The organism is Pseudomonas sp. ZS1P83 (assembly GCF_054897825.1).
The window spans coordinates 839779-862877 of the sequence record NZ_CM142706.1 but is presented as its reverse complement, the minus strand read 5'-3'; the positions used below and the strand labels follow the sequence as shown (position 1 = coordinate 862877).

Annotated in this window: 16 protein-coding genes and 1 pseudogene; 7 read left to right on the top strand and 10 right to left on the bottom strand. The window is 57.2% G+C overall.

Going from position 1 to position 23099, the window contains the following annotated elements; all coding sequences use genetic code 11:
- Window positions 1–125: 125 nt before the first annotated feature.
- Window positions 126–842, top strand: a complete 717-nt coding sequence (locus ACYZT0_RS04200) for a TorF family putative porin (RefSeq protein WP_462044755.1) — start codon at window positions 126–128, stop codon at window positions 840–842.
- Window positions 843–922: 80 nt separating this feature from the next.
- On the top strand, window positions 923–1792 hold the full coding sequence (locus ACYZT0_RS04195; protein ID WP_462044754.1) for a DUF6279 family lipoprotein: 870 nt from the start codon (window positions 923–925) through the stop codon (window positions 1790–1792).
- 93 nt (window positions 1793–1885) lie between these two features.
- Here the strand turns inward: ACYZT0_RS04195 and ACYZT0_RS04190 are convergent, their stop codons facing one another.
- Window positions 1886–2275 (bottom strand): transcriptional regulator, encoded by a 390-nt coding sequence (locus tag ACYZT0_RS04190; RefSeq protein ID WP_462044753.1) that lies wholly within the window; start codon window positions 2273–2275, stop codon window positions 1886–1888.
- A gap of 176 nt (window positions 2276–2451) precedes the next feature.
- Here ACYZT0_RS04190 and ACYZT0_RS04185 point away from each other — a divergent pair, with 176 nt between their 5' ends.
- Window positions 2452–3183, top strand: coding sequence for a DUF899 domain-containing protein (locus tag ACYZT0_RS04185; protein ID WP_462044752.1), 732 nt, complete (start codon window positions 2452–2454; stop codon window positions 3181–3183).
- Window positions 3184–3833: 650 nt separating this feature from the next.
- The gene (gene tnpB / locus ACYZT0_RS04180) at window positions 3834–4193 is read left to right on the top strand and encodes an IS66 family insertion sequence element accessory protein TnpB (RefSeq protein WP_462044751.1); all 360 of its coding nucleotides are present in this window, start codon (window positions 3834–3836) and stop codon (window positions 4191–4193) included.
- 156 nt (window positions 4194–4349) lie between these two features.
- Here the strand turns inward: tnpB (ACYZT0_RS04180) and tnpC are convergent, their stop codons facing one another.
- Both tnpC and tnpB (ACYZT0_RS04170) read right to left on the bottom strand, forming a co-directional pair.
- Window positions 4350–5885, bottom strand: coding sequence for an IS66 family transposase (tnpC, locus tag ACYZT0_RS04175; protein ID WP_462044750.1), 1536 nt, complete (start codon window positions 5883–5885; stop codon window positions 4350–4352).
- A gap of 17 nt (window positions 5886–5902) precedes the next feature.
- Window positions 5903–6262: an IS66 family insertion sequence element accessory protein TnpB gene (gene tnpB, locus ACYZT0_RS04170; RefSeq protein ID WP_076962084.1), complete on the bottom strand. Its 360-nt coding sequence runs from the start codon at window positions 6260–6262 to the stop codon at window positions 5903–5905.
- Window positions 6263–6346: 84 nt separating this feature from the next.
- On the opposite strand from tnpB (ACYZT0_RS04170), the pseudogene ACYZT0_RS04165 reads away from it, so the two are divergent.
- Window positions 6347–6541, top strand: a pseudogene (locus ACYZT0_RS04165) (hypothetical protein); the annotation flags it as partial.
- Window positions 6542–6612: 71 nt separating this feature from the next.
- Here the strand turns inward: ACYZT0_RS04165 and ACYZT0_RS04160 are convergent.
- The 6 genes from ACYZT0_RS04160 to ACYZT0_RS04135 all read right to left on the bottom strand — a co-directional run bounded on the left by ACYZT0_RS04160 (window position 6613) and on the right by ACYZT0_RS04135 (window position 19524).
- Window positions 6613–7155, bottom strand: a complete 543-nt coding sequence (locus ACYZT0_RS04160; RefSeq protein ID WP_462044749.1) for a hypothetical protein — start codon at window positions 7153–7155, stop codon at window positions 6613–6615.
- A gap of 190 nt (window positions 7156–7345) precedes the next feature.
- Window positions 7346–7816 (bottom strand): hypothetical protein, encoded by a 471-nt coding sequence (locus ACYZT0_RS04155; RefSeq protein ID WP_462044748.1) that lies wholly within the window; start codon window positions 7814–7816, stop codon window positions 7346–7348.
- A gap of 71 nt (window positions 7817–7887) precedes the next feature.
- On the bottom strand, window positions 7888–8337 hold the full coding sequence (locus ACYZT0_RS04150; protein ID WP_462044747.1) for a hypothetical protein: 450 nt from the start codon (window positions 8335–8337) through the stop codon (window positions 7888–7890).
- A 168-nt stretch (window positions 8338–8505) separates the two neighbouring features.
- Window positions 8506–9108 (bottom strand): hypothetical protein, encoded by a 603-nt coding sequence (locus tag ACYZT0_RS04145; protein ID WP_462044746.1) that lies wholly within the window; start codon window positions 9106–9108, stop codon window positions 8506–8508.
- A complete protein-coding gene (locus tag ACYZT0_RS04140) occupies window positions 9108–17792 on the bottom strand; it encodes a two-partner secretion domain-containing protein (RefSeq protein ID WP_462044745.1) in 8685 nt (2894 codons plus the stop codon). Before ACYZT0_RS04140 ends, ACYZT0_RS04145 begins: the two co-directional genes overlap by 1 nt.
- A 25-nt stretch (window positions 17793–17817) precedes the next feature.
- Window positions 17818–19524 (bottom strand): ShlB/FhaC/HecB family hemolysin secretion/activation protein, encoded by a 1707-nt coding sequence (locus tag ACYZT0_RS04135; RefSeq protein ID WP_462044744.1) that lies wholly within the window; start codon window positions 19522–19524, stop codon window positions 17818–17820.
- Window positions 19525–19813: 289 nt separating this feature from the next.
- Here ACYZT0_RS04135 and ACYZT0_RS04130 point away from each other — a divergent pair, with 289 nt between their 5' ends.
- Window positions 19814–20089 carry a hypothetical protein gene (locus ACYZT0_RS04130; protein WP_462044743.1) on the top strand — a complete coding sequence of 92 codons (276 nt, stop codon included), beginning with the start codon at window positions 19814–19816 and terminating at the stop codon, window positions 20087–20089.
- A 70-nt stretch (window positions 20090–20159) separates the two neighbouring features.
- Here ACYZT0_RS04130 and ACYZT0_RS04125 read toward each other — a convergent pair whose 3' ends face one another.
- The gene (locus tag ACYZT0_RS04125) at window positions 20160–21506 is read right to left on the bottom strand and encodes a DEAD/DEAH box helicase (protein ID WP_064679181.1); all 1347 of its coding nucleotides are present in this window, start codon (window positions 21504–21506) and stop codon (window positions 20160–20162) included.
- 193 nt (window positions 21507–21699) lie between these two features.
- Here ACYZT0_RS04125 and ACYZT0_RS04120 point away from each other — a divergent pair, with 193 nt between their 5' ends.
- Window positions 21700–22998: a mechanosensitive ion channel family protein gene (locus ACYZT0_RS04120; RefSeq protein ID WP_462044742.1), complete on the top strand. Its 1299-nt coding sequence runs from the start codon at window positions 21700–21702 to the stop codon at window positions 22996–22998.
- Window positions 22999–23099: the final 101 nt, after the last annotated feature.

Below are 23099 nucleotides of genomic sequence, written 5' to 3'. Positions count from 1 at the left end.
CATCAATATTTCAAAAATCGACGAACGGCCTTCGATGCCGAGCATTCGCCGGTATGCTTGCACACGTCTAGATCAAGCGTTTCAGTAGGTTTTTGTTCCTGCCCCTCGCTGTCATGGAGTGACGCATGCTCAGACCCTCCTATTTATTGCTCGGCACCCTGCTGTCGTGTTCGGTCGCCAATGCGCAAATCTTTCAGCGTGAACTGGGCGACTTCGATCTCAAACTTGGCACCACCCCCAGCCGCAGCATGGCCCAAGGGCTGGTCAAGCCTTCCAGCACCGGCTCGTTCCACGGCGGTCTCGACCTGAGTCACGACAGCGGTTTTTACGTGGGCCAATGGGCACCGAGCATGGGTTTAACGCAAGGAGCCAACCTTGAAGTCGACTCCTACATGGGCTTTAAACAGCCTTTCGATCATACCCTCGGGTACGAAGTCGGCATGATCCGTTACAGCTACCCGAAAGTGGACACCCTCGACAGCCAAGAGCTTTTCGGTGGCCTGACCTTTCTGGGCAGCCGTTTTGGCGCAGCGTTCAGCAACGACCCGGACAAACAGAACAGCACCGTGTTCGCCGACCTGGGCGGCAATCAGCCGTTCGGGATCGGGATCAGCATGAAATACACCACCCACCAGCTCAACACGCCGGTGTCCGTCGACGGTGGATATGTCGGCAATTTCACCGACTGGTCAGTGCAACTTTCCCGCCCGTTCATGGGCGTCGATCTGGACCTGATCTACAGTGACTCCAGCCTGAGCGGCAACAGCTGCTCCGCCTATTCCGGGCACAACAGCCAATGCGACGGGTTAGTCACCCTCAAGGCCGAACGCGCCTTTTATTGATCGGCTGAACTGCGAGGTTCATCCTGCGTTCACATAGAAAAGCTCATTAAAAAAGCCAGGCCTTCGCAAAGGATTCGCCCATGTCGCGCTGGTTGAAGTATCTCGCTGTCGTTATCACCCTCAGTCTCGCCCTCGGTGCGTGCAGCCGCGTGGGCCTGGCCTATCGCAACCTCGATGTGATTATTCCGTGGACGCTCAGCGACTACCTGGACATGAACGGCGAGCAGAAAGGCTGGTTCAACGAGCGCCTCAAAGAACACCTGAGCTGGCACTGCACCACGCAATTGCCGGGCTACCTCGATTGGCTGGACCGATTGCAGGTTATGGTCGAGACCGACCAGGTCACCGACGCCGCGCTGCAAACCCGCACCCAGGAAGCCAAAGCCGCCATCGCCCAGACCGCCCGGGAAATTACCCCGTCGGCCATTGAGCTGTTACAGGGGCTGGATGACAAGCAAGTCGCGGAGATGAACGACGCCTTCGCCAAGGACCAGAACAAACGCCAGGAGCAATACCTCAAGCCGTCCCTCGATCAACAGATCAAGGGACGTGGCCAGCGCATGGAAAAACGCCTGAATGACTGGCTCGGCCCGCTCAGCGCAACCCAGCAGCTACGCGTTGTCGCGTGGTCAACCGCCTTAGGTGACCAGAACACGCAATGGATTGCCAACCGCGCCCATTGGCAGAAGGCGTTCAGCGCGGCAGTGGCGCAGCGCCACAGTCCAGAATTCCCACAGCGCATCGAGACGCTTCTGGTGAATCGTGAGAGCTTGTGGACGCCGGCTTATCGCCAGGCCTTCGCCAACACCGAAGCCCAGGCACGGGGACTTTTTGTAGATTTGATGGCCGAAAGCACACCGGAACAGCGCCGGCGGTTGCTGAAGAAAATAGAAGGGGTGCGCAAGGACTTCAATAATTTGAAGTGTCTGAAGGCGGCAAAGCAGGAATAAATTGTGAACGCAACATTTTGGCGGGCAAGCCTCGATCCTACAGATGGTGGATTTCTGTAGGAGCGAGGCTTGCCCGCGAAGCTTTTTACGGCATCAGGCAATCTGCGCCTTCGACGCGATCCCATCAAACGTCACCTCATCCAGCGCATCTTCCTGCTCATCCAACACCTGCCGCGGATGGTCATTGCCCGGAATGCTGCTGTCGATCAGGCTCAATAAACTAGAGCCCCGAGGCGTCAAAATGTAATTGGAGCCAGTGCCGCCCTGCTCCTCAGGTCGTGGCTCGATATAACCGCGCTCCAACAGTAATTTTTCGTACTCACCGGCCACCGCTTTCAGGTGATCCAGGTTTTCCGTCTCCTCGCCCTCCGTTGCTTTCTCCGCCACGTACTGCTCGGCATACGGTCGCGGTGTAAAACTGGCCTCACCGTGTTGCACCTCGTGCAGCAAGCGTTCAATCAAATCCCAGTTATAAGTTGTCATCCTGATTCAACCTCCAAAGCCAGAGAGTGAGATGGCCTTCATAGGTTGTGACCGGCGCGGTTCGTAGCCGTTCAGCCGGGTATGTTGCGTGTACCGACCGGCGGCATGTCGAATTGGGCGTAGGCCAAACGACTAGGCTGTGTAAGTCACCTCCCACATCCCGCAGGAGAATCCCAATGAACATTAAGAATCATCCCGTCGTCTCCCGAGAAGAATGGCTCGCCGCCCGCAGACAACACCTGGCCCACGAAAAAGCCTTCACCAAAGAACGAGACAAACTCAGCGCCGAACGCCGCGCCTTGCCCTGGGTGAAAATCGACAAGGACTACCGTTTCCAAGGCCCGAACGGCGAACTTAAACTGGCTGACCTGTTCGGCGGCCGTAGCCAGTTGGTCATCTACCACTTCATGTTTGGCAAAGACTGGGACGAAGGCTGTTCCGGCTGCTCGTTCCTGTCTGATCACATCGACGGCGCCAACCAACACCTGGCCCATCATGACGTCGCCGTGGTGGCGGTTTCCCACGCACCGTTCGCCGAATTCCAGGCCTTCAAACGACGTATGGGCTGGAAATTCGACTGGGTGTCGTCAGAAGGCTGCGATTTCAACTACGACTTCGGCGTCTCTGCCCGAGCCGAAGACGTTGCCGCCGGCGAAGCCACCTACAACTACGAAAAATCCGACGGCGCCGAAGAAGAACTCCCCGGCCTCAGCGTGTTTTATCTCAACGAAACGGGCGAGATTTTTCACACCTACTCCACCTATGCCCGGGGTCTGGACATGTTGGTCGGCGCCTATAACTACCTCGATCTGACGCCCAAGGGGCGTAATGAAGAGGAAATCATGGAGTGGGTAAGGCTTCACGATCAGTATGAAGACATCGCCTCATCCAGCTGCTGCCATAGGTGATAACCGCAGAGAGCTCTCCCAGGTTGATACGGGTTGGTCACAGTATCCATGGACACCACCAATCCCCAGTGGGAGCGGGCTTGCCCGCGATGACTGACTGACATTCAATATTGATGTCGACGGATACACTGCTAGCGCACAAGCTCGCTCCCACAAGATTCCGTGCTGTTCCAAGCAATTGCCCTACAACAACCTCGGAATCAGACGTCTTGCACCGCTGGAACGATGAAGCTTATAGTCCGCCCGTCGCCCCAATGGCGATTCAGGTTTGGCGACCTGATCATAGAGAATGCGAAGGCTATCAGCTTAATTGCAGGTTCCGACGCACCCGCAAAGCCGCTTTTTATGGCGGCTGTGCGCGGGAGATCTTCGGGTCTGCCGGTTTTCTCTATGCCGGTTCGCCAACCTGCGTACAGCTGCCACCTAATCGTTTGGCGACGACTGAGTGACGGCATTGGCCCATCAAAATAGAGATTTTCAAATGAATCGATACATGCCTCTCACCGGAATCGACCTGATCCCGGCCTCCCTGCTCATCGACACCCAAGCCCCGCTAGACGTCCTTCAGTATCCGCTCCATGAACTCCACACTCCAGCGGATAGCTGACGGCTGATGCTGTGCTCCCGATTTCCATCAGGAGCCCATCACCATGATGCGTCCCAATGTCAGCGTTGAAAAAGTGTACCTCTACCCGAAGCCTGTAGATTTTCGAAAGTCCATCGACGGCCTGGCTGCATTGGTCGAACTGGACATCAAAGTTGCGGTGTTCGACCCCGTGCTTTTCGTCTTTCTAAATCGCCACCGCAACCGCGTCAAAGTGTTGTACTGGGAGCGCAACGGCTTCTGCCTTTGGCTCAAGCGCCTGGAGTCCGAGCGTTTTAAAATTTCACCTGATGAGGTGGACGAGGCTATCGTGCTGACCGTTCAGGAACTGAACTGGCTACTGGATGGATTTGATCTCTGGCGCAACCGTCCTCACAAGGTTTTAACGCCAAGATTCGTCGCTTGACGGTAAGCGACCCATAAACCACACATGGCAAAAAACCGATGTGTGCATTTAGCGCAAGATAGTCGGGGAACAGTTCCACGGCAGCAAGGCTTCGAAGTCTTCTACCGAAGGTAAGCGACCCGTAAACCACACATGGCAAAAAACCGATGTGTGCATTTAGCGCAAGATAGTCGGGGAACAGTTCCACGGCAGCAAGGCTTCGAAGTCTTCTACCGAAGTAGCTTGTGGCAGGCGTTCAAGTACGTCGCGCAGCCACGTATAGGGCTCTTGGCCGTTGGCTTTGGCAGTTTCGACCAGGCTATAGATCTGCGCACTGGCCGTCGCGCCCTTGGGCGTGTCGCTGAACATCCAATTTTTGCGACCGATCACAAAGGGTTTTACCGCTCGCTCGGCCCTATTGTTATCAATGGGCAGGAAGCCAGCCTCGGTGTAACGCTCAAGCTTGCTCCAGTTGCTGGCCAGATAACCGACGGCTTTGCCCAAGGCACTTTGCGTCGTCACCTGGGGATGGGTTTTCTCCAGCCAGCTTTTTAGTTCTGCGAGTACCGGCAGGCTTTTTTCCTGTCGAGCGCTAAAGCGCTGGTCGTCGCTGGCCTCTTTGAGCTCGCGCTCGATGCCGTAGAGTTTATTGATCAGGTTCAGCGCGATGTCGGCTCGCCCGGTCTTACCCTTGGGCTGCACTTTTTGCGCATCGACGAACTTACGTCGCGCATGCGCCCAGCAGCCCAAACGCTCGACACCTGGCTGCGCGCCCAAGGCGTTATAGCCGGCGTAATCGTCGGTCATCAGGTAGCCGCGATAATCGGCAAGCAGGCGCAACGGCACCTCCTGCGCTCGGCTGGTGGTGTAGTCAAACAGGACAACCGGGCGCTCAAGCGGGCCGCTGGCTTGGACCCACATCCAAGACTGGCTGGTCGGATCTCGATCCGGTTCCTTCAGCACTTGTACCCGCGTTTCGTCGCAGTGGATCACCGGACTTTCCAGCAATCGGTCGCGCATCAAATTCAGCAACGGTTGCAAGTGTTCGCCGCACTGGATCACCCAGCGCGCCAAGGTTTGTCGGGGGATATCGACGCCGTGTCGGCCAAGTACTTTTTCGAACCGATACAGTGGCAAACCGTCGACGTATTTGGTGGTCAGCAGCATCGCCAGGACGCTGGGACTGGCCATGCTCTTTTCGATCAGTTGTGCCGGTTTGTCAGCAGTGACCGGTGCCGTTTCACAACCACGGCACGCGTAGACCTTGCGGATGTGTTTGATGACGCGGATCTGCATCGGCACGATTTCCAGCTGTTCGCTGGTTTCTTCGCCGATGACGTGTTTGCGGCAACCGCAAAGGCAAGTCAGTTCGTGTTCGGGCAGTTCGTGGATGACTTCAATGCGCGGCAGGTCGGCGGATAGCGGTTTGCGTTTACCGCGGCGCTGGGTCGGGGCAACGACTTCTTCGTCTTCAGCAATACCTTCTTCCAGCACGGCAACGCTTTCGGCTTCGTTGAACAGCGCCAATTGCGGTGTCTCAGCGTCGACCGTCTGCTCGGATTTGCGGCCAAATAAACGGTCACGTAGCAACTTGATCTGTTCTTTCAGATCAACAATCTGGCCCTTGTCCAACTGACGCTCACTGAGCATCTGCACAAGCATTTGCTTGAGCAGAACAGGATCATCAGGGAGCATTTCGGGCATCAAATTCATGCCCGGATTATATCCGATCAGGCGACGAATCGAGGGGTTAAAACTTGATGTGGGCGGTTGCGCCAGAGGTCAAAGCCGTCCAGTAACCAGTTCAACTCTTGCACGCTCAGCACGATAGCTTCATCGCTGAGCTCAGGTGATGTTTTGAAACGTTCGGACTCCAGGCGCTTGAGCCAAAGGCAAAAGCCGTTGCGCTCCCAATAGAGGATTTTTACTCGATTACGGTGGCGATTCAGAAAAACGAAAAGCACGGGATCGAACACCGCGACCTTGATATCCAATTCGACGAGGGCGGACAGGCCGTCGATGGATTTTCGGAAGTCCACGGGTTTGGGGTACAGATAAACTTTTTCGACTTTGGCGTCGGGACGCATCATGGTTGCGAGCTCCTGAAAGAGATCAAGAGCACAGCATCAGGCTTCAACTGGCGGCTTTGAATGTGGGTACGGTGGATCGCTTACGTCCTTCAAGCCATGGCTGATTACCGAATCCGCACCGTCACCCAAGTATTGGAAAACATCGCCTTTCGCGCAGAAATCGGCTGCGACACGGTGGTGCTGTCCGACTTCTCCAAACTACTGGCCATACCATTGCGTGATGGCTGCGATTTGATGGATGTGATTGGCAGACGGTTGCGAGCGCAGGCTGCGGAGTGAATGCAAAACGGGCGACCTATGGGTCGCCCGTTTCACATTGTGCATTCAACCAAAATTGCCCCATCGCGCCTTTACTTCGGAACGATGATTGGAATGACCATTGGCGTCGCAGGTGCAGGCGGGTTCATCATGCCTTCGCTTTTCACCACGAGAACACCCTTGCGTTTGATCGTTTCGAACAAACGCTCAGTGGCTGCAGTATCGACATACCCGCCCTCGTCAATGGAGGCATTCAGCGCTATCTGACGTCGCTCCTCAGTCAACTGGAGCTGGTTGGTCCGCAAGAACGAATAAAGGGAGATCTTTTTGAGCGCCGACAAATCAACGTGCACGATCTCCACATACTTCAGCGCTTTGGCATCCCATCCCTGAACATAAAGCCCCTTCTCCGTCAGCGCATAGGTGCAGAAATAGTAAGTACCGGTGTTCGAACCGGGCGTAGCAATAATCAGCGAGCAACGTCCGTGCTGGAGAATGGGATCACTCAATTCCGGATAGTCTTTAACAATTTGCGCGGGGAACTGCGCTCGATCGTAGTAAATCGTCGCCTTGTCGTAGGGGTTGTGTTGCAGCCTGAAAACAGTGCTGTCAGGCCCAAGAGGCCCCAGAAACAAGAGAAACGCATCGAATAGCCCTTACCGTAGAAATAAAGTATTGAATGACAAAACTGACAGCTCTTACCTATTTGGCCGCCCTCCCAGAAGAACCTTTCGACTTACATAAACAGTTAAAACTGCAGCATGAGTAGGATTTTAATGTTGACTCTAAATCGGCTAATGAGAGTTCCTTTCCGCTCTAACAGCTTCAACATTTGGTGTGGCTTGCCTCAGGCAAGAAAAAGCGCGCTGCCAACCAGCAAGTAGCGGTTGAAGCTATGAAGATCATGAGCATTTCAAAAATATAATCCAAGAATCGGGCGCTCTTGACTCCGCGCACTACAGCCGTAACAAACAACAATGCCCACAACATGGCAAGGCAGCCCCCCGCCAAGGAAAGAACCACACAGTTGCGCGGTGTCCTGTTGACTTTCAGCCACGCGACCACCAGTGCGAACCCCAGAAATGGCAGAAAAAACACGACCTGCGCGATTAGCGGAGCCACCACCGGCATCAACCGTAGTTCCGAGCCCCTTACCTCGCCCAACAGCCGTGGAGTGCTCGCCAAATGGGCGAGCAGTGCAACGAACTTGAAAATACCAGCGAAAAATCCCAGCACCAAGGGGCAGAGGAAGAAGGCCATGAATACTTTGCGGCGCGGGTAATTCAATTCACCCATGGCATACAACTTTTAGCGACAAATAAACCCGTCATTTCTCCCCCTCCCTTTACTCTTTTTTCCGTTCTTTCTCATCTGAAAGCGGTCACTTGGCCATCTTTAAAACTGTACAACCCCTCTAAAGCTCCAGAGATAGCTTCCAAATCAAAAATAACTTCAGACGAGAATAAAACAGGCAAAACCGTACGAATAACTTGTAACTCCGAAGAATAATCAGCCCAAGTTGGTTCGATCATCCCACTCCAGAAGCTAATACATTCGTCTGTGCGAACAAACATAACGGGTTGCAGATGCCCGATAGCAGAACTGTTATTCCAGTAAATATATCCTACGTACCTCGCTCCTTCATGAGTTTCAAACCACGTCCTGACGATGATTTGAAAATCCGCATCAATCGGTTCCCTGGAGCGCACAGGACGCACTGCCAGCTCGTTTTCGACCGTTTCATCCATAGGAAAATACCAAACCCCATGTTCCTCAATGTCCCGCGCCGTCAAATCGTATATTTGCTTATCACACATGACCAACCTATATAATTAAACCCTTAATAGAAAAGTACAGAAAAAACGGGACACCCATTAGCACTTAACGCTTAAATCTCTGTCACCCCAGTACATTTTTAGCGCCCCTGCACTGCCTTTTCTAACAGCTTAGAATTCCTAAAAAACACCGCCCCACAAACATCACCACTACCCCCCATAAAGATGGGTAAATAAGTGATCAATTTTCTCACTACAAACGACTGAATTTTGGGAAAAATCCAAGAAATCGGACACTGCAATCAATCCTCTGAGTTCAACAGGGATATCTTCTGCCCTAGCAAATACACTGGGCATCAAATATCGAAAGTAGTCGCCCATTACAGTACCCCCATCATATCCAACAGGAAAATCCTCACCAGGCGCACTTCCCTCCACACCATGAAAAACGTAAAAACCTTTAATTGATGGCAAACTATACTCCGTCAACTTCCCACTAAATAATGACCTCGCGGCAACCCAACCTTCAACCTCTTGCCGAGACAAAGTATGCCTATAAGCATTAGCTGAATAAAAACCCAAAATCGTCTGCCCTTTTTTATTTTCCGGATAATCAGTAAACTCTGCAGACTCTTCCCACATAAACTCATTAAACCTATCAAGCCTTCCATCTATATCTGAAACTTCCACCAGCACAGATGGAAGCGATCCAAAGCAATTATTTACCATAACTGCAATGGCACCGCTTTTATCCATTGCGAACCAAGTAATCAGCTCGCCGAAACCGGGTTTCCAATTCTTATTCAGAGTCATCACTTCTTCTCCGGCCAGACAACCTTACAGTTTGGACAGGTCTCAATAATTGCTTTCTGGGTGATACCCCCTTCTTCTCTGACTGTTTTTGGCCGCAAAGCATCAGTAAATTTTATACCTGCTGGATTTACTCCCAATCTTACCAGCTTGTCAACCGCCGCCACTTCTGCACAAGCACCTGCCGCATTTCTACACAAACTAGTAAGCTCGCCAATCTTAACACCAAGCTGACTCTCTATATAATTAACGGTGCGCACATCCAGAGTTTCAGCGGTGATTTTCCCATTGCTGCTCCCCACGGCTACTTTCCCGGACACCGGGTCATAAGCACCTATCATTGTGGCAACTTTTGACGCTTGGGTATTACTAGGAAATGCATTGATGGCGTCCAGTAATTCCTGAGTGGCACGTTCCGAAAATTTATTGTTTACAGGGACATGCAGCACTGTCCTATCAAACAGTCCGACCGACTCACCAGACAAAAGCGAGCTATTCCAATAAGGGCTTGTAACCGGTGCAGTATTGACACCTGATGAGTTTGGTAACTTTGTCCCCGGGACTCTGACGCTGGCTACGCCCAGAGCCCCCACCACTATGTTTCCAACAGCGTTCCAGAGATCACCATTAAACGCCTGATCCACGCCATAACCAGCCTGGAGTACACCATTGGCCGCTGCTGCGATTCGTATGCCAGCCCCTAATGAACCAGTAAGGCCATACAACGCAGGGTTACCGAGGTTCGAAAGGCCCTGTTGCTCGTTGTTGATACGCAAATAGCCTTGAGCATCTGTATAGATCAGCTCGTTTTCACTTTTTGGCCTGACCCAGGCCAGTTGATCGAAAAAGCCACCAGCTTGTGCTCGCAACGCGTCTGCTAAGGCGTTTTTTGCATCGGTGGTCCCGGCATAGGGGTAGATGCCATCTGAATTTGGACCGTTTTGGACTAATGCATTCGCAAGGGCACGAGCTACGTCCTCACCGTATTTGAGCGCCATATCGTATGTGTATACCTGCACATACGCATTTAGCTCCGCGAGTTCCATGGCCGAGAGCGAGCTTTTGTCCAGTCGATACTTCGCAAGAAGATTGTCGCTTCGTTGATCAGCGCCCTCCAGCTCCACCAGTTGCCTGGCGGCGCCAATTCCATTTGTTTCTTTGAACTCTTCACGCGCTTGATCACGTTTGGCTTCGGCGTGATCGCCCAGAAAGTTGTACTGCGTTGCATTCGCCGCCACCGCAGCGCCCACCCCGACATCGCCCCCGGAAGCCGCTGCGCCTAGCACACCGACAATTTGCGACAGCGCGAGGAGGTTAGCCTGGGCCTGGTTGTATTCCGCAGAGCCCGGGACAAGGTTCGAAGGCAAGAGCTTGTCACCGAGCAATCCGACCAGTATCTCGTTAGCGCCACCCGCCAACGCTCCGGTGCGGAAATCACCACCCATCGCTTCAGCCAGCAAGCCACCCAAACCCGCATGCAGGAGAATTTTTGCTAAACCGCCCTCCGGCAGGGGCAGATCGCCAATTTTTCCGGCCCCGACAGCGCCACCAATACTTGCGGCCACGCTAACAGCCGAACTGGCCAGATTGTCCTTCAAGCTTCCGCCGTAGACAGCCGTCTTGATCAGAGCATCGGCGGTGACCTTGATCGCCACAATCTGCATGCTCTTGGCGTCCAGCCCCAGTGCGCCCGGATTGTAATTGAGCCCTTGCATAACGCCGGCTGTCGCGGCGGCTGTCACATAGCCTTTGATACTGTCTTTCGAAGTAACGTCTTTGATGACCTTCCCAAGATTGCCTCGGTTGTCGATGGTGCTGACAGTGGCCTTTGTCGCAGCACTCACAGCGACCGCCTGCAACATCGTGTTCATGCCAGCCATCATTGGCCCCATGACGGCAGCCAACGCAATCGCGATGATGAGCTGCGAAGCCGGGCCTAGCCCCGAGTTCTGGTACTTGAACGACTCGTGGATTTCCTTGACCTGCCTCCAGTCCACATCACCGCGTGCTTCAGCCTGTTTCAACCAAGCCAATTGCGGATCAGCCTGGACCATTGCATCGATGGTCTGGCTGACACTCTTCTGGTCAATATGTTTGAGGTCGATTTGCAGACCTTCGACGGCTTTGATCGTGATGTTGCCTTTGGCAATCATCTGGGTCTGACGCAGTGTCTCGTCGGTATTGCCCTTGCCTTTCGATGACGTCCAGAACGCATCGCCATCACTCTTGGTATGGCTCTCGTCATGCAGGTCTTTCACCCCTTCAAAAACAATCGCCCCGCCACTGTCCAGCGTGATGTCCTTACCACTCTCCAGCTTCGCCACCTGATAGCGCTGATCGCCCTCGCTGATCAGCGTCAAGTTGCCACCGGTCTTGATCTCACTGCCCACATGGGTGATCTGCGTGACTTCATCGCGCCGGGTTTTCTCGGCGCCCCAACCACCCTTCTCCTTCATGTCATACAGCGTGTAATCCTTGTTCTGCGCCGCCAGCAGATTCAGGTCATTGCCGGCATACACATACGCCTCGTTCCCCGCGCTGATTTTGCTCGCGATCAGCGTCGTGTCCCTACCGGAGCGGGTGATCACATTGCCGCCAGCACTGAACTCCGCCGCTTTCTGAACGGTGTGGTTGTCCTCTTCGTGAATGCGTTTTTTGCCGTCCTTGCTGCGGGTTTCGACGTTGTGTTCGTCGCCGGCCGAGGCCAGGGTGAGGTCGCGCCCGGCGTCGGCGGTGAGGTTGCCTTCGGCCTTGGCGGTGCTGGCGATGACGTTGATGTCGCGGCCGGCGTTGAGGGTCAGGTTGCCGCCGCTGGTGACGCTCGAGGCCAGGTTTTCCACGGTGGTGGTGATGGTGGAACGATGGCCGCCATTTGCCAGTTCGTGGATTTCGCTTTCGTTGCGTGTGGCCAGCAGGTTGAGGTCGCGGGTGGCGCTCAGGCTGGCATCGCCGCCGCTGTTGATGGCCGATGAGTTGGTCAGGTCGCGGGCGGATTTGATGGTCAGCGTGTCGCGGGCGCTGATGCTGCCGCCGTCGTCGACCAGGGTGCGCATGCCGGAGCCTGCACCCACGGCGATGGCGGTGCGGTCGTTGACGATGTCGCCCTTGAGGGTGCTGAGGCTGACCTGGTTGCCGCGAATTTCGCCGGCCAGGGCGTTGCGAATGCTGTCCGTGGCCATGAGGCTCAGGCGTTCGTTGGCTTCGACCAGACCGCCCTGATAGAGGCTGCCTTTGACGTTGGCGGACAGGTCGTGGGTGCCGCGCAGGGTGCCGACGTTGACCAGGTCGTTGCCGGCGATCAGGGTCAGGTCGCGGCCCTGGATCAGGCTGCCGCCGCGCACGTTGCGTGATTCGGCTTGCGCCAGATACAGCACCGGTACCAGCACTTTCTGACCGTCGACGATGCGCTCTTCCATCCACACGATGTCGTGGGTCAGGGCCGCGACCTGCTCGGACGTCAGTCTTACGCCCACGGACAGGTTCAACGCGGTTTTGCTGGTCAGGGCGTTATCCATCAGATAACGGAATTGCTCTTTATCGTCGTTCAGCCCGTTGGCGAGAAAACGCTGGCCGGTCTGGGCCAGCACGGCGTCGCTGATCAAACGGGATTCATAACGACCGTCGCCGAGGCGGCGCGCGGCTTCATCGGCGCTGAAGTTGAGCTTGCCCAGCAGGTAATCGGAACTCATGAACGGCGCGGACTGAGTCAGCTCCGGGTTGGTTTCGATCAGGTAACGGCTTTGCGGATTGCGACTCTGCACGAACATCCCGTACGGCCCTTGGGGCAGTCGGAAGGTCGAAGACGCCGTCGGGTCCACGGCGGCAAACGGCACACCCCGGAAGTCGACCGGGACGAAGCTGACTTGCTTCACGCCTTCGGCGTCCACGCGTTCGATGCGCGTGATGTCCTTGGGCGCCTGGGCGCTGGTGTCGGTGCTGCGTTTGCCCAGGTTGATGTTGATACCGCCGACCGAGGCCGTCTGCTCGCTGCTCAGCGAACCGGTCAGTTGGCCGTAGGTGTTCTCGTAAAGCGTGCCGTTCTGGATGTTGTGGGTGACGTTCAGCCTGACGTTGCCACCGGCTTGCAATACAGCGGCGTAAACGTTGTTGCCGTTTTCATTCCAGGTGGTGACGTCGCTCTGCACGGCGAATCGATCGTCGCTTGAACGGTCGCTGAGTTCCTTGAAACGCACTTCATCGAAATTGCCTGCCGCGGTCGCCGCATTGAACGCCGGAACATCGATGTACTCCATCTGGTCCCAGAGGCTGTTGTCGATACGGCCGGGGGTACCGATTGTCACTATCCGCTGCCCCGAACGTGACGCTGCCCCCTGGTTGAGCAGGCTGTCGGCGGTCAGGTCGAGGTTGCCGTTGGCCGCCATCAGGCTGTAACGGTTTTCGACCTGATTGGCGTGGACGGTGAGGTTTTTGCCGGCCACCAACCGCGAAGCGCGAGAGTCCTTGAGTACCGTGTCGTTGAATTGAGTAATGATGGTGATCTTGCCGCGTTTCCAGCCGTCGCCACCACCGCAGTGCTGGCCGCATTTCCACTTCAGGCTGCCGGAAGATTGCCCGGACGTCAGTTCGAATTCGGATTTGGCGTTCACCAGCGACGCGACGTTGATGTCGATGTCGCCTTCGCTTTCGACAGTGGCCGACAGGTTGCTGAACGAGGCCGCTCGGCCACCATTCAGGGCACTGAAGGTCAGGTTGCCGCGGCTGTAGATGTCGCCGTAATAGTTGCTCAGGCTGTTGCCGTGCAACTCCATCGCACCGCCGCTGAACAACAGGGTATCGGCGCCGTTACTGATGCCGTTGGCTGCGTTGAGAGTGACCTTGCCTTGGGCACCAAGGGTACCTTTGTTATCGATCCGGGCCGCCGTCACCGTCAGGTTTTGATTGGCGATCAGGCGGCCGAGGTTGTCGAGCGTGCCGCGCAGGGTCAGTTCGGCGTCCCCGCCACTGACCAGACGCCCGTCGCGCTGGATCAGGTCGTTGGCGCCGATGGTCAGTTTTTGCTTGGCCGAGATTCGGCCACTGTTGAGCAGATTGCCGCCCAGGGTCAGCGACAGGTTGCCGTCACTGAGCAGCTCGCCGGCGTTGTTCAGGTTGGCGACATTCAGGCTCAGCGCCGAAGCGCTGGCGATACGGTCACCGGCATTGAGGGTCAGGTCTTGCGCGCTGGTGTAGGTCAGGCCGCCGTTGAGCTGCCAGGTACCCACCCCATTGACGGCGCCGATGTCCCAACTGCCGTTGCCCAGACCGGTGAGGCTGCCCTGGCTGCCGGTCAGGTTGTTCAAGTCGAGGTCGAATAGACCTTGCGCCGCGTGACGTACACGGCCACTGAGGTTATTGAGCTGAACGCCGCTGAGGGTCAGGTCCTGGCTGCCGATCTCGATGACGCCGTTCTGGTTGTTCAGGTTGCCGGTCAGTTTGATCTGACTGGACACGCCCCCGAGCGCGCGGACCTGGCCGCCGGCGCTGTTATTCAACTGGCCGCTGATGAGCTTCAGGTCGGTGGCCGACTCGATCAGCCCGCCCTGGTTGAGAATCTGGCTGACCGCTTCGAGCCCCAGCCGGGTGCCGCTGATTTCACCGCCGGCGTTGTCCAGGCTTGAGCCATCGAAGATGACCTGGTCTTTGGCGAACAACTTGCCAGCGCGGTTGGTCAGGCGAGTGACCGTCAACTCCAGGTCCCCCAACAGACTGGATATCAGCCCGGCCTTTCCGTTGACGGCGCTGTTGTCGAGGTCGCCGGCGGTGATCTCCAGACTGTCGGCCTGAAGGGTCCCGCCCTGGTTCTGCAGGCTGCCCTGGCCCAGCGCCAGTTCCCCGTGGCTGGCGTTGGCGAGGATCACACCTTGCTGGTTTTGCAGGCTTGTGCCGACGATTTTCAGGCCATCGCTGCCGGCGATGATCTGGCCTTCGTTGCGGTTGTCGACGGCCGTGCTGCTGATGTCCAGACGCTTGCCACGCAGGGTACCGCCACGGTTGTCGAGTTGGGTGAGCTGTTTGAGCAGCAGGCGATGATCAGCGGCGTCGACCATGCCGGTGACGTTGCTGAAAACTCCGGCGACTTTCAGTTCGATGGTGCCATCGCTGCTGACGATGCCGCCCTTGTCGTTGTTGCTCAGTTGCCTTGCGGTAACGTCGACGGTTTTACCGAACAGGACACCGGCACTGTTGTCGACCGTGCCACTCTCGATATGCAGACCGGCTTCGCTTTGAATCCGGCCCTTGAGGTTGAGCAACTGTGACTGACCGGGGGCCGTCTGCTTGAGGATCAACCGTGCGCCGTCAACGCCGGCCGCCAACAGGCCTTTATCGCTGTTGTCGAGGCTGGCGGCTTGCAGGTCCAGGCGATCACCCATGATCCGCCCGCCACGGTTGTCGATGCGCCCGCCTTCGGCGACCAGCAACACTTGCTGACCGGCCACGACACCTTGGCGGTTGTCCAGGCTGGCGGCCTGAATGTCCACGTCCCCATGGGTGGCCTGCAAACGACCCAGGGCATTGTTCAGGTGTTGAGTGACGATCAGCGTGAGCTTGCCGGCCTCGGCGCTTAAGGTGCCGTTGGTGTTCTGTGTGAGATGGTCGAGTGTCGTATGGACGGTGCCGCCCAGCAGCTTGCCCTCGGTGTTATCCAGGTCACGGCCAACAAGTTTGAGGCCCGTGCTGCCCTGAATCAGCCCTTGAGTGTTGTCCAGATCTTCGCTACCCAGAACGCTGTCTTCGGACGAGATCGTGCCTTGCGTGTTGTCGAGTTTGCCGCGGCTGGTCAGCTCGAGGGTTTTGCCCGTCAGGCGGGCGTTGCGGTTGTTGATGTTCTGGGCCTTGACGGTCAGTCGAGTCGAGGCCTGCACCTTGCCGTCGTGGTTATCGAGGTCTTCGTCGAGGGTCAGGCTCAGCGCACCGCCCTCGGCGCTGATCACGCCTTTTTGGCTGTTATCCAGGCGGGTGGCGTTGACGGTCACTTCATCGGCAACCAGCGTGCCGCCGTGGTTGAGCAGTTCGCCGCTGGACAATGACAGGGCGGTCTGCGCCTGAATTTTGCCTTTGCCGTTGTCCAGACGCTCGCTGGCTGTGACTTTGGCGTCGGTCTGATTGGCCGCGATCAAACCGTTGGTGTTGTCGAGTTGACGGGTGTCGAGGTCCAGACGTCCGGCAATCATTTTGCCGTCGCCGTTCTTCAACTCCCGGGCTTTGAGCGTCAGGCTGCCGCCGGCGATTTCGATGCGGCCCTGGCGGTTGTCCAGGCTGTCGAGGGTCAGGGTCGCCGCCTGGCCATCGGCGAAGCGGATCAGACCGTTGAGGTTGACAATGGCCGGGGCGTTGAACGCCAGACTGCCTTCGCCGAAGATCCGCGCATTGAGCCCTTGGTTGAGCAATCGAGCGGCGTTGAGCGTGACGTTGCGTCCCTGAATGATGCCGTTCTGGTTGTCGAGTAAGCCACCGGTCTGCGCGCTCAAGGAACGGCTGGCCAACAGGCTGCCGCTGTTGCTCAGGGCCTGACTGTTGAGGACAAGATCACCGCTGGCGTTGCGGCTATTGTCGGCATTTACACCGGCTTCGATGACACCGAGGTTGGTCAGTTTACCGCCGCTACTCAGACGCACTGTGTCCCTGGCGGCGAGGCTTTGACGGTTAACCAAGTCTTCGGCGGTCTGCACGGCCAATTGCGTTCCGGCGTACACCGGACCTTGGGCATCGAGGCTTCTGGCTTTGATGTCAACGACATTGCTGGCGGTGGCTTTGACCATGCTCAGGTGGCCGTTGACGTCGATTTGAATATCTCCGGCGCTTGTCGCCAGTTCCGCCGCCAGCTTCACGCCGACGCCCTGCTCGGTGCCGACCAGTTTGATCGCCCCGGCGTACATGCCGCCCAAGGCCGAGGAGTCGATAGCCAATTGCGGCTTGGCGCTGCCGTCGTCGGCGCGGGCGGTGGCGCTGAGATTGTCGGCGTTGACGTCGTTGCGACCGGCAATGAGGGTCAGGTTTTTCGCGTGGATTTCAGCGTTGATTTTCGCGCTGCGGGTGATGATTTCGAAGCGGTCGACACGGCTGGCATCAAGGCCCGTCCCCTCGATGGAGACACTGCCCTGATCGACCTGGAAACGATCCAGACGACCGCCGCCGTCGAGCACGGGTTTGCCGGTGGTCAGGGTCACGCGCGGGGTGTTAATGAAGCCGCAACCGTTGCAACTGATGCCATACGGGTTGGCGACGATCACGCGCGCCGACTGCCCCGCCACTTCGGTGTAACCGCGCAACTGGCTCGGGTTGCCGCCAATGACTTCGTTGAGGATCGTCTGCGCCGCACCGCTGTTTTTCAGGTGCGGGTTGCCAATGATGAGGCCGCCCAACTGCGAGGCCAAGGTCTGGGTCGAACCGTTGTTGAGGATGACCCCTTGGGCGCTGACGTTGTAATCGTGAAACTGGTTATGCGACAGACCACTGCCATTGGGGGTGGCGATGTTGATGATCTGCACCCCGTTGCCGGCGTGATCCAGCGTGGTGCCCGGCGTGCTGACGACGATGCCCTCGGCCTGGGCCCATATCGGTTGCCAGAACATGACGTTGGCCAACAGGAACGCCAACCCGCGCTTGGGCATGCCCCAGAAGTGTTCACGGGTTTTTACGGCAGCAGCGGGTTGGCCGGCCAGAAAGGCCAGTTGGCGAACGTCCATGATCGAATCTCGTTTAAAGCAGAATTTAGAGGAAGAAATCCACGCGGAAATAGATCGGCGCTTCGCGCTCGGTCAGGGTGTCCGGGCGTTCCAGGGAATGGGCAAACGTCACGCTGGCGGCCACATGCTGACCGCGCGCAAACAGTTCCACCGAGTTGCTGGACATGCGCCCGTGTTGATCGCCGTTGTAGCGATCGCCCCGAATCACGCCCTGGTCGTAGCCGAGGCTGCTGCCGTACTCGGCGAACACCGGGCGCAGCCATTCCAGCGTCACCGGGCGGCTCCAGCGCAGGTCGTTGCGCCAGTAGCCGCCGCTGTCGCCGGACAAGGATTGATCCTTGTAACCGCGAATCGACGACTGCCCGCCGAGGCTGGTGCGCTGCGGGCTGAACAGCACATCTTCGCTGCGTTGGCCGGTCATCAGGCTGGTGAAACTGAAGGACTCGCCCCACACCTTGAACGGCTGCAGGTAACTCGCGGTGGCGGTGTATTTGCGGTAGCGCGCGTTCGGCTCGCCGGGACCAGGATGGCCATTGCTCTGGGCGTCGAACGCGCCGATGCCTTGCTGCATACCGAGGTCGAGGTTGACGAACGCACTGCCGACCCGCCGACCGTGGTTGATGCCGAACTGCGCTTCGCTGAGGCGGTTGCTGCTCAGCTTGAGCTTGCTGTCTTCGATGAAATTGTTGCTGCGCAGGTACGAGAGCCCGGTGCTGAGGGAGGTCTTGCTCACGGCATCGCGATGGATCACACGCTCGGCGCGCAACTGATGGTTTTGGCTGTCGCCGGTCTGCTTGAAGTTGAAGCCGTTAGCTTGAGCTTGCGAGCGGTACTCGCTCTGGCTGTAGGTGTAACTGAAATTCCACCAACCCCACGGCAGGTTGTAATAGAGCATCGCGTTGTTGGACGTGTGCTGGTGATCGGTCATCGCGTCGTGGCCACCACGCAGCATCAACTGATCGGCAAGGCCCAGCGGACTGTCCCAATCAAACGTCGTGCCCCACTGCTGCTCGCCGGTGCTGCGCTGGCCATCATTGCTGCGGGACAACCCGGCACGCCAGGGCTTTTGCGGGGTGTTCTTCACCAACACTTCGCTGCCACCGACGTTCTTGCCCGGCGTCAACTCCATCTGCGCCTGGTTCGACGGCAAGCGGTTCAACTGATCGACCAGTTGCTCGATCTCACGCAAATTGACCAGGTCACCGGTCTTGCCGGGAAAAGCCATGTTCAGTTCACGGTCCGACAGCTTGCTGTCGTCTGCGCCCTTCAATCCTTCAAGTCGTCCCTCGACCACCAGCACCTTCAAATGCCCGCCGGACAAATCCTGCTGCGGCAAGTAGGCACGGCTGGTGACCAGGCCTTTTTCGATGTAGTGGTCGGTGATGACTTTCAGCAGTTCATTGAGCTGGGTAACGCCCAGGCACTGGCCGATATAGGGCTTGAGCAGACGATTTTTATCGCTGTCCGAGAGACTGTCGGCGCCTTTGAGTTCGATGTCCTTGATCGGAAAACAACGGGCGTCGGCGGGGGCTGCCGGTTGCGTAGGTTTGGCTGTCTTGCCGGGCAATTCCTTGAGCTCTTCGAGACGCCGACGCTGCTCTTCGAGCAGGCGATCCTGACGTTCGCGGATCAGATCGGTTTCACCAGGGGTGGGAGCGGCGTGAGCAAGATTTAGCGGAGAAAGGCACAGCAAAGCCAGGCACAACCTCGCCACGAGGGCGGGTGGGTACATGTTCGATCCCTCGAAATGGAGATTGATAGCAAAATAGTGGCGCGATATTAGATGGCCATTATTCTGGCGTCAATTAATGATTGGATCCAGAGCGTAATCGACGAGCGGAAACACCTAAATCGGACGGTTCCGGCGCAACGACGGGAAACGTCTTGAAGTGATGTCGAAAACGTCTGGCAGAGGTAGGACGTTTCCGAGGACCGCTCTATGGGGCTGATCACGAGTGAACTTTCACAATCACGCGGCCTCAACCGATTAACCGCCCGCCACGGAACCGAGGCCCACCCCAATGAAAACCCTGCTGAAACTCACCCTCGCCGCCACCCTCGCCTGCGCCCTTCCCGTCTGGGCCTGCACCCCCGAGGAAGCCACCGCCAAACGCGAGCAACTGGCCAAGGAAGTCACCAAACTCACCGAGCAGAACCCGGCCGAGGCCAAGGAGATCAACGCTGAGTTGCAGAAGATGGATTTGGGCACAGCCAGCAAGGATTTGCCCGACAAGTGCCAGCTGATCGATCAGCGACTCAAAGAGTTGGAATCGGCGGAGAAAAAAACCGAGGGTTGATCCAACCCAGGAATTCCAGGCATAAAAAAACCGGACATTTGTCCGGTTTTTTATGGGTCGCGACGCGGCTTTATTCAGCAGCTGGCGCTTCCGGCTTGCGGCGCTTGAGCGGGGCCATGCCGTCCTTGCTGACCAGCGACAGGGCGTCGGTCTTCGGGCGGTTGGCGATTTTGCGTTTGGTCGGAGCCTTGGCGCCGGTTTTCTTCTTGTCGCCTTTGGCGTCGACTTTTTTCTTCTTCACGCCAACGGCTTTGCCCGAGGCCTTGACCTTTTTCGGTCCGCCGTAGGTGCCTTTGACTTCCTTGATGGTGCGGCGCTCGAAGCTCTGCTTGAGGTAGCGCTCGACGCTCGACATCAGGTTCCAGTCGCCGTGGCAGATCAGCGAGATGGCCAGGCCATCGTTGCCGGCACGGCCGGTACGACCGATACGGTGAACATACTCGTCGCCGCTGCGCGGCATGTCGAAGTTGATCACCAGGTCCAGGCCATCCACATCGAGGCCGCGAGCGGCAACGTCGGTGGCAACCAGAATTTTCACGCCGCCCTGCTTCAGGCGGTCGATGGCCAGCTTGCGGTCCTTCTGGTCTTTGTCACCGTGCAGCACGAACGCTTTGTATTCCTGCGCCACCAGGCGGCCGTAGATTCGGTCGGCCATGGCCCGGGTGTTGGTGAACACGATGGCCTTCTGGTAGGTCTCGTTGGCCAGGAGCCAGTTCACGATCTGTTCTTTGTGCTGGTTGTGGTCAGCGGTGATGATCTGCTGACGGGTGGTCGCATTCAGATCGCTGACGTTGTTCAGCTGCAAGTGCTCAGGGTTATTCAACACCTTGGCGACCATCTCGCGCAGGCCCGAACCGCCGGTGGTGGCGGAGAACAGCATGGTCTGCTGGCGGTTGGTGCACTCTTGCACCAGACGCTGCACGTCTTCGGCAAAACCCATGTCGAGCATGCGGTCGGCTTCGTCGAGGACCAGGACTTCGACTTCTTTGAGGTCGAGGTTGCCGGCGTTCAGTTGCTCGATCATCCGGCCCGGCGTACCGATCAGGATGTCCGGCACCTTGCGCAGCATGGCGGCCTGGACCTTGAAGTCTTCACCGCCGGTGATCAGGCCGGACTTGATGAACGTGAACTGCGCAAAGCGCTCGACTTCCTTGATGGTCTGCTGCGCCAGCTCGCGGGTCGGCAGCAGGATCAGGGTCTTGATGCTGACGCGGACTTTAGCCGGGCCGATCAGTCGGTTGAGGATCGGCAAAACGAATGCAGCGGTTTTGCCGCTGCCGGTTTGCGCTGTCACCCGCAGGTCACGCCCTTGGAGCGCCAGCGGAATAGCCGCTGCTTGCACAGGCGTTGGCTCGACAAATTTAAGCTCGGCCACGGCTTTGAGCAGGCGTTCGTGCAGGGCGAATTGGGAAAACACGGGTGCTACCTCGAAGAAATACAAAAAAACAGCTGCATAGGGTAACGGTTTCGAGCGCTAAGGCCGAGTTTCTTTATACAAACGGCGCTAAACAGTGGTTTTTTTGTTGCGTCTTTTGTCCCCAAACGTCATCCAAAGCGTCTTAAATGCTCTAATCGCCCCGTCGCGTCCTACAGAAGAACCGTTTTCGCCCATGGATATCAAACAGCTCTGGCTCAACGTCCAAGACCTTTGGGGTGCCCTGGATCAGCATCCACTCCTGCATTCCAGCCTCGGGTTGCTGGTGTTGCTGGTGGTGGCGCTGGCCCTCGGACGAGTGGCGCGCTATCTGATCCTGCATGCAACCAAAATGCTTGGCCGCCAACCGGCGCTGCACTGGGTCAACGATTTACGCCACAACAAGGTTTTTCATCGTCTGGCACAGATGACGCCGTCGCTGGTCATCCAGTTCGGCCTGCACCTGGTGCCGGAGCTGAGCAAGACCAGCCTGATCTTCCTCGGCAACGTGGCGCTGGCGTTCACCATTCTGTTCCTGGTGCTGGCCATCAGTGCCCTGCTCAACGCCCTGCTGGACATCTACGCGCGCACTGAGCATGCCCGCACCCGCTCGATCAAGGGCTACGTGCAACTGGCGAAAATGGTGTTGTTCGTGTTTGGCGCGATTATCATTGTCGCGACGTTGATCGACCGTTCGCCGCTGTTGCTGCTGTCGGGTCTGGGCGCCATGTCGGCGGTAATTCTGTTGGTTTACAAAGATACCCTGCTGTCGTTCGTCGCCAGCGTGCAGCTGACCAGCAACGACATGCTGCGGGTCGGCGACTGGATCGAGATGCCGCAAGTCGGCGCCGACGGTGACGTGGTCGACATCACGCTACACACGGTCAAGGTGCAGAATTTTGACAAAACGATTGTGTCGATTCCGACCTGGCGCCTGATGTCCGAGTCGTTCAAGAACTGGCGCGGCATGCAACAGTCCGGTGGACGACGGATCAAGCGCAGCCTGTTCATCGACGCCAGCGGCGTGCGGTTCATCCGCGATGACGAAGAATTGAAGCTATCCCAGGTTCACCTGCTGACCGATTACATCAGCCGCAAGCAGGCTGAACTCAAGGCCTGGAACGAAGCCCAGGGCAATGTGGCGGCGATGTCGGCCAACCGTCGGCGGATGACCAATATCGGGACTTTCCGCGCCTATGCGCTGGCGTATTTGAAGAGTCACCCGGAGGTCCAGCCGAACATGACCTGCATGGTTCGGCAAATGCAGGCCACGGCCCAGGGTATTCCGCTGGAAATTTACTGCTTTACTCGCACTACGGCGTGGGCCGATTACGAGCGGATTCAGGGGGATATTTTCGATTACCTGCTGGCGGTGCTGCCGGAGTTTGGCTTGAGCCTGTATCAGCAGCCCAGTGGCGGTGACCTAAGAGCAGGATTGCTCCCGGCCATGTTAGGCGCGAGCCATATCCCTGAACCCGAAAAACACATCATGTAACACCTCGCACTGATCGTCCCCACGCTCCGCGTGGGAATGCCGCCCGGGACGCTCCGCGTCCCTTCCCGGATGTGACGCAGAGCTTCACTGGATGCATTCCC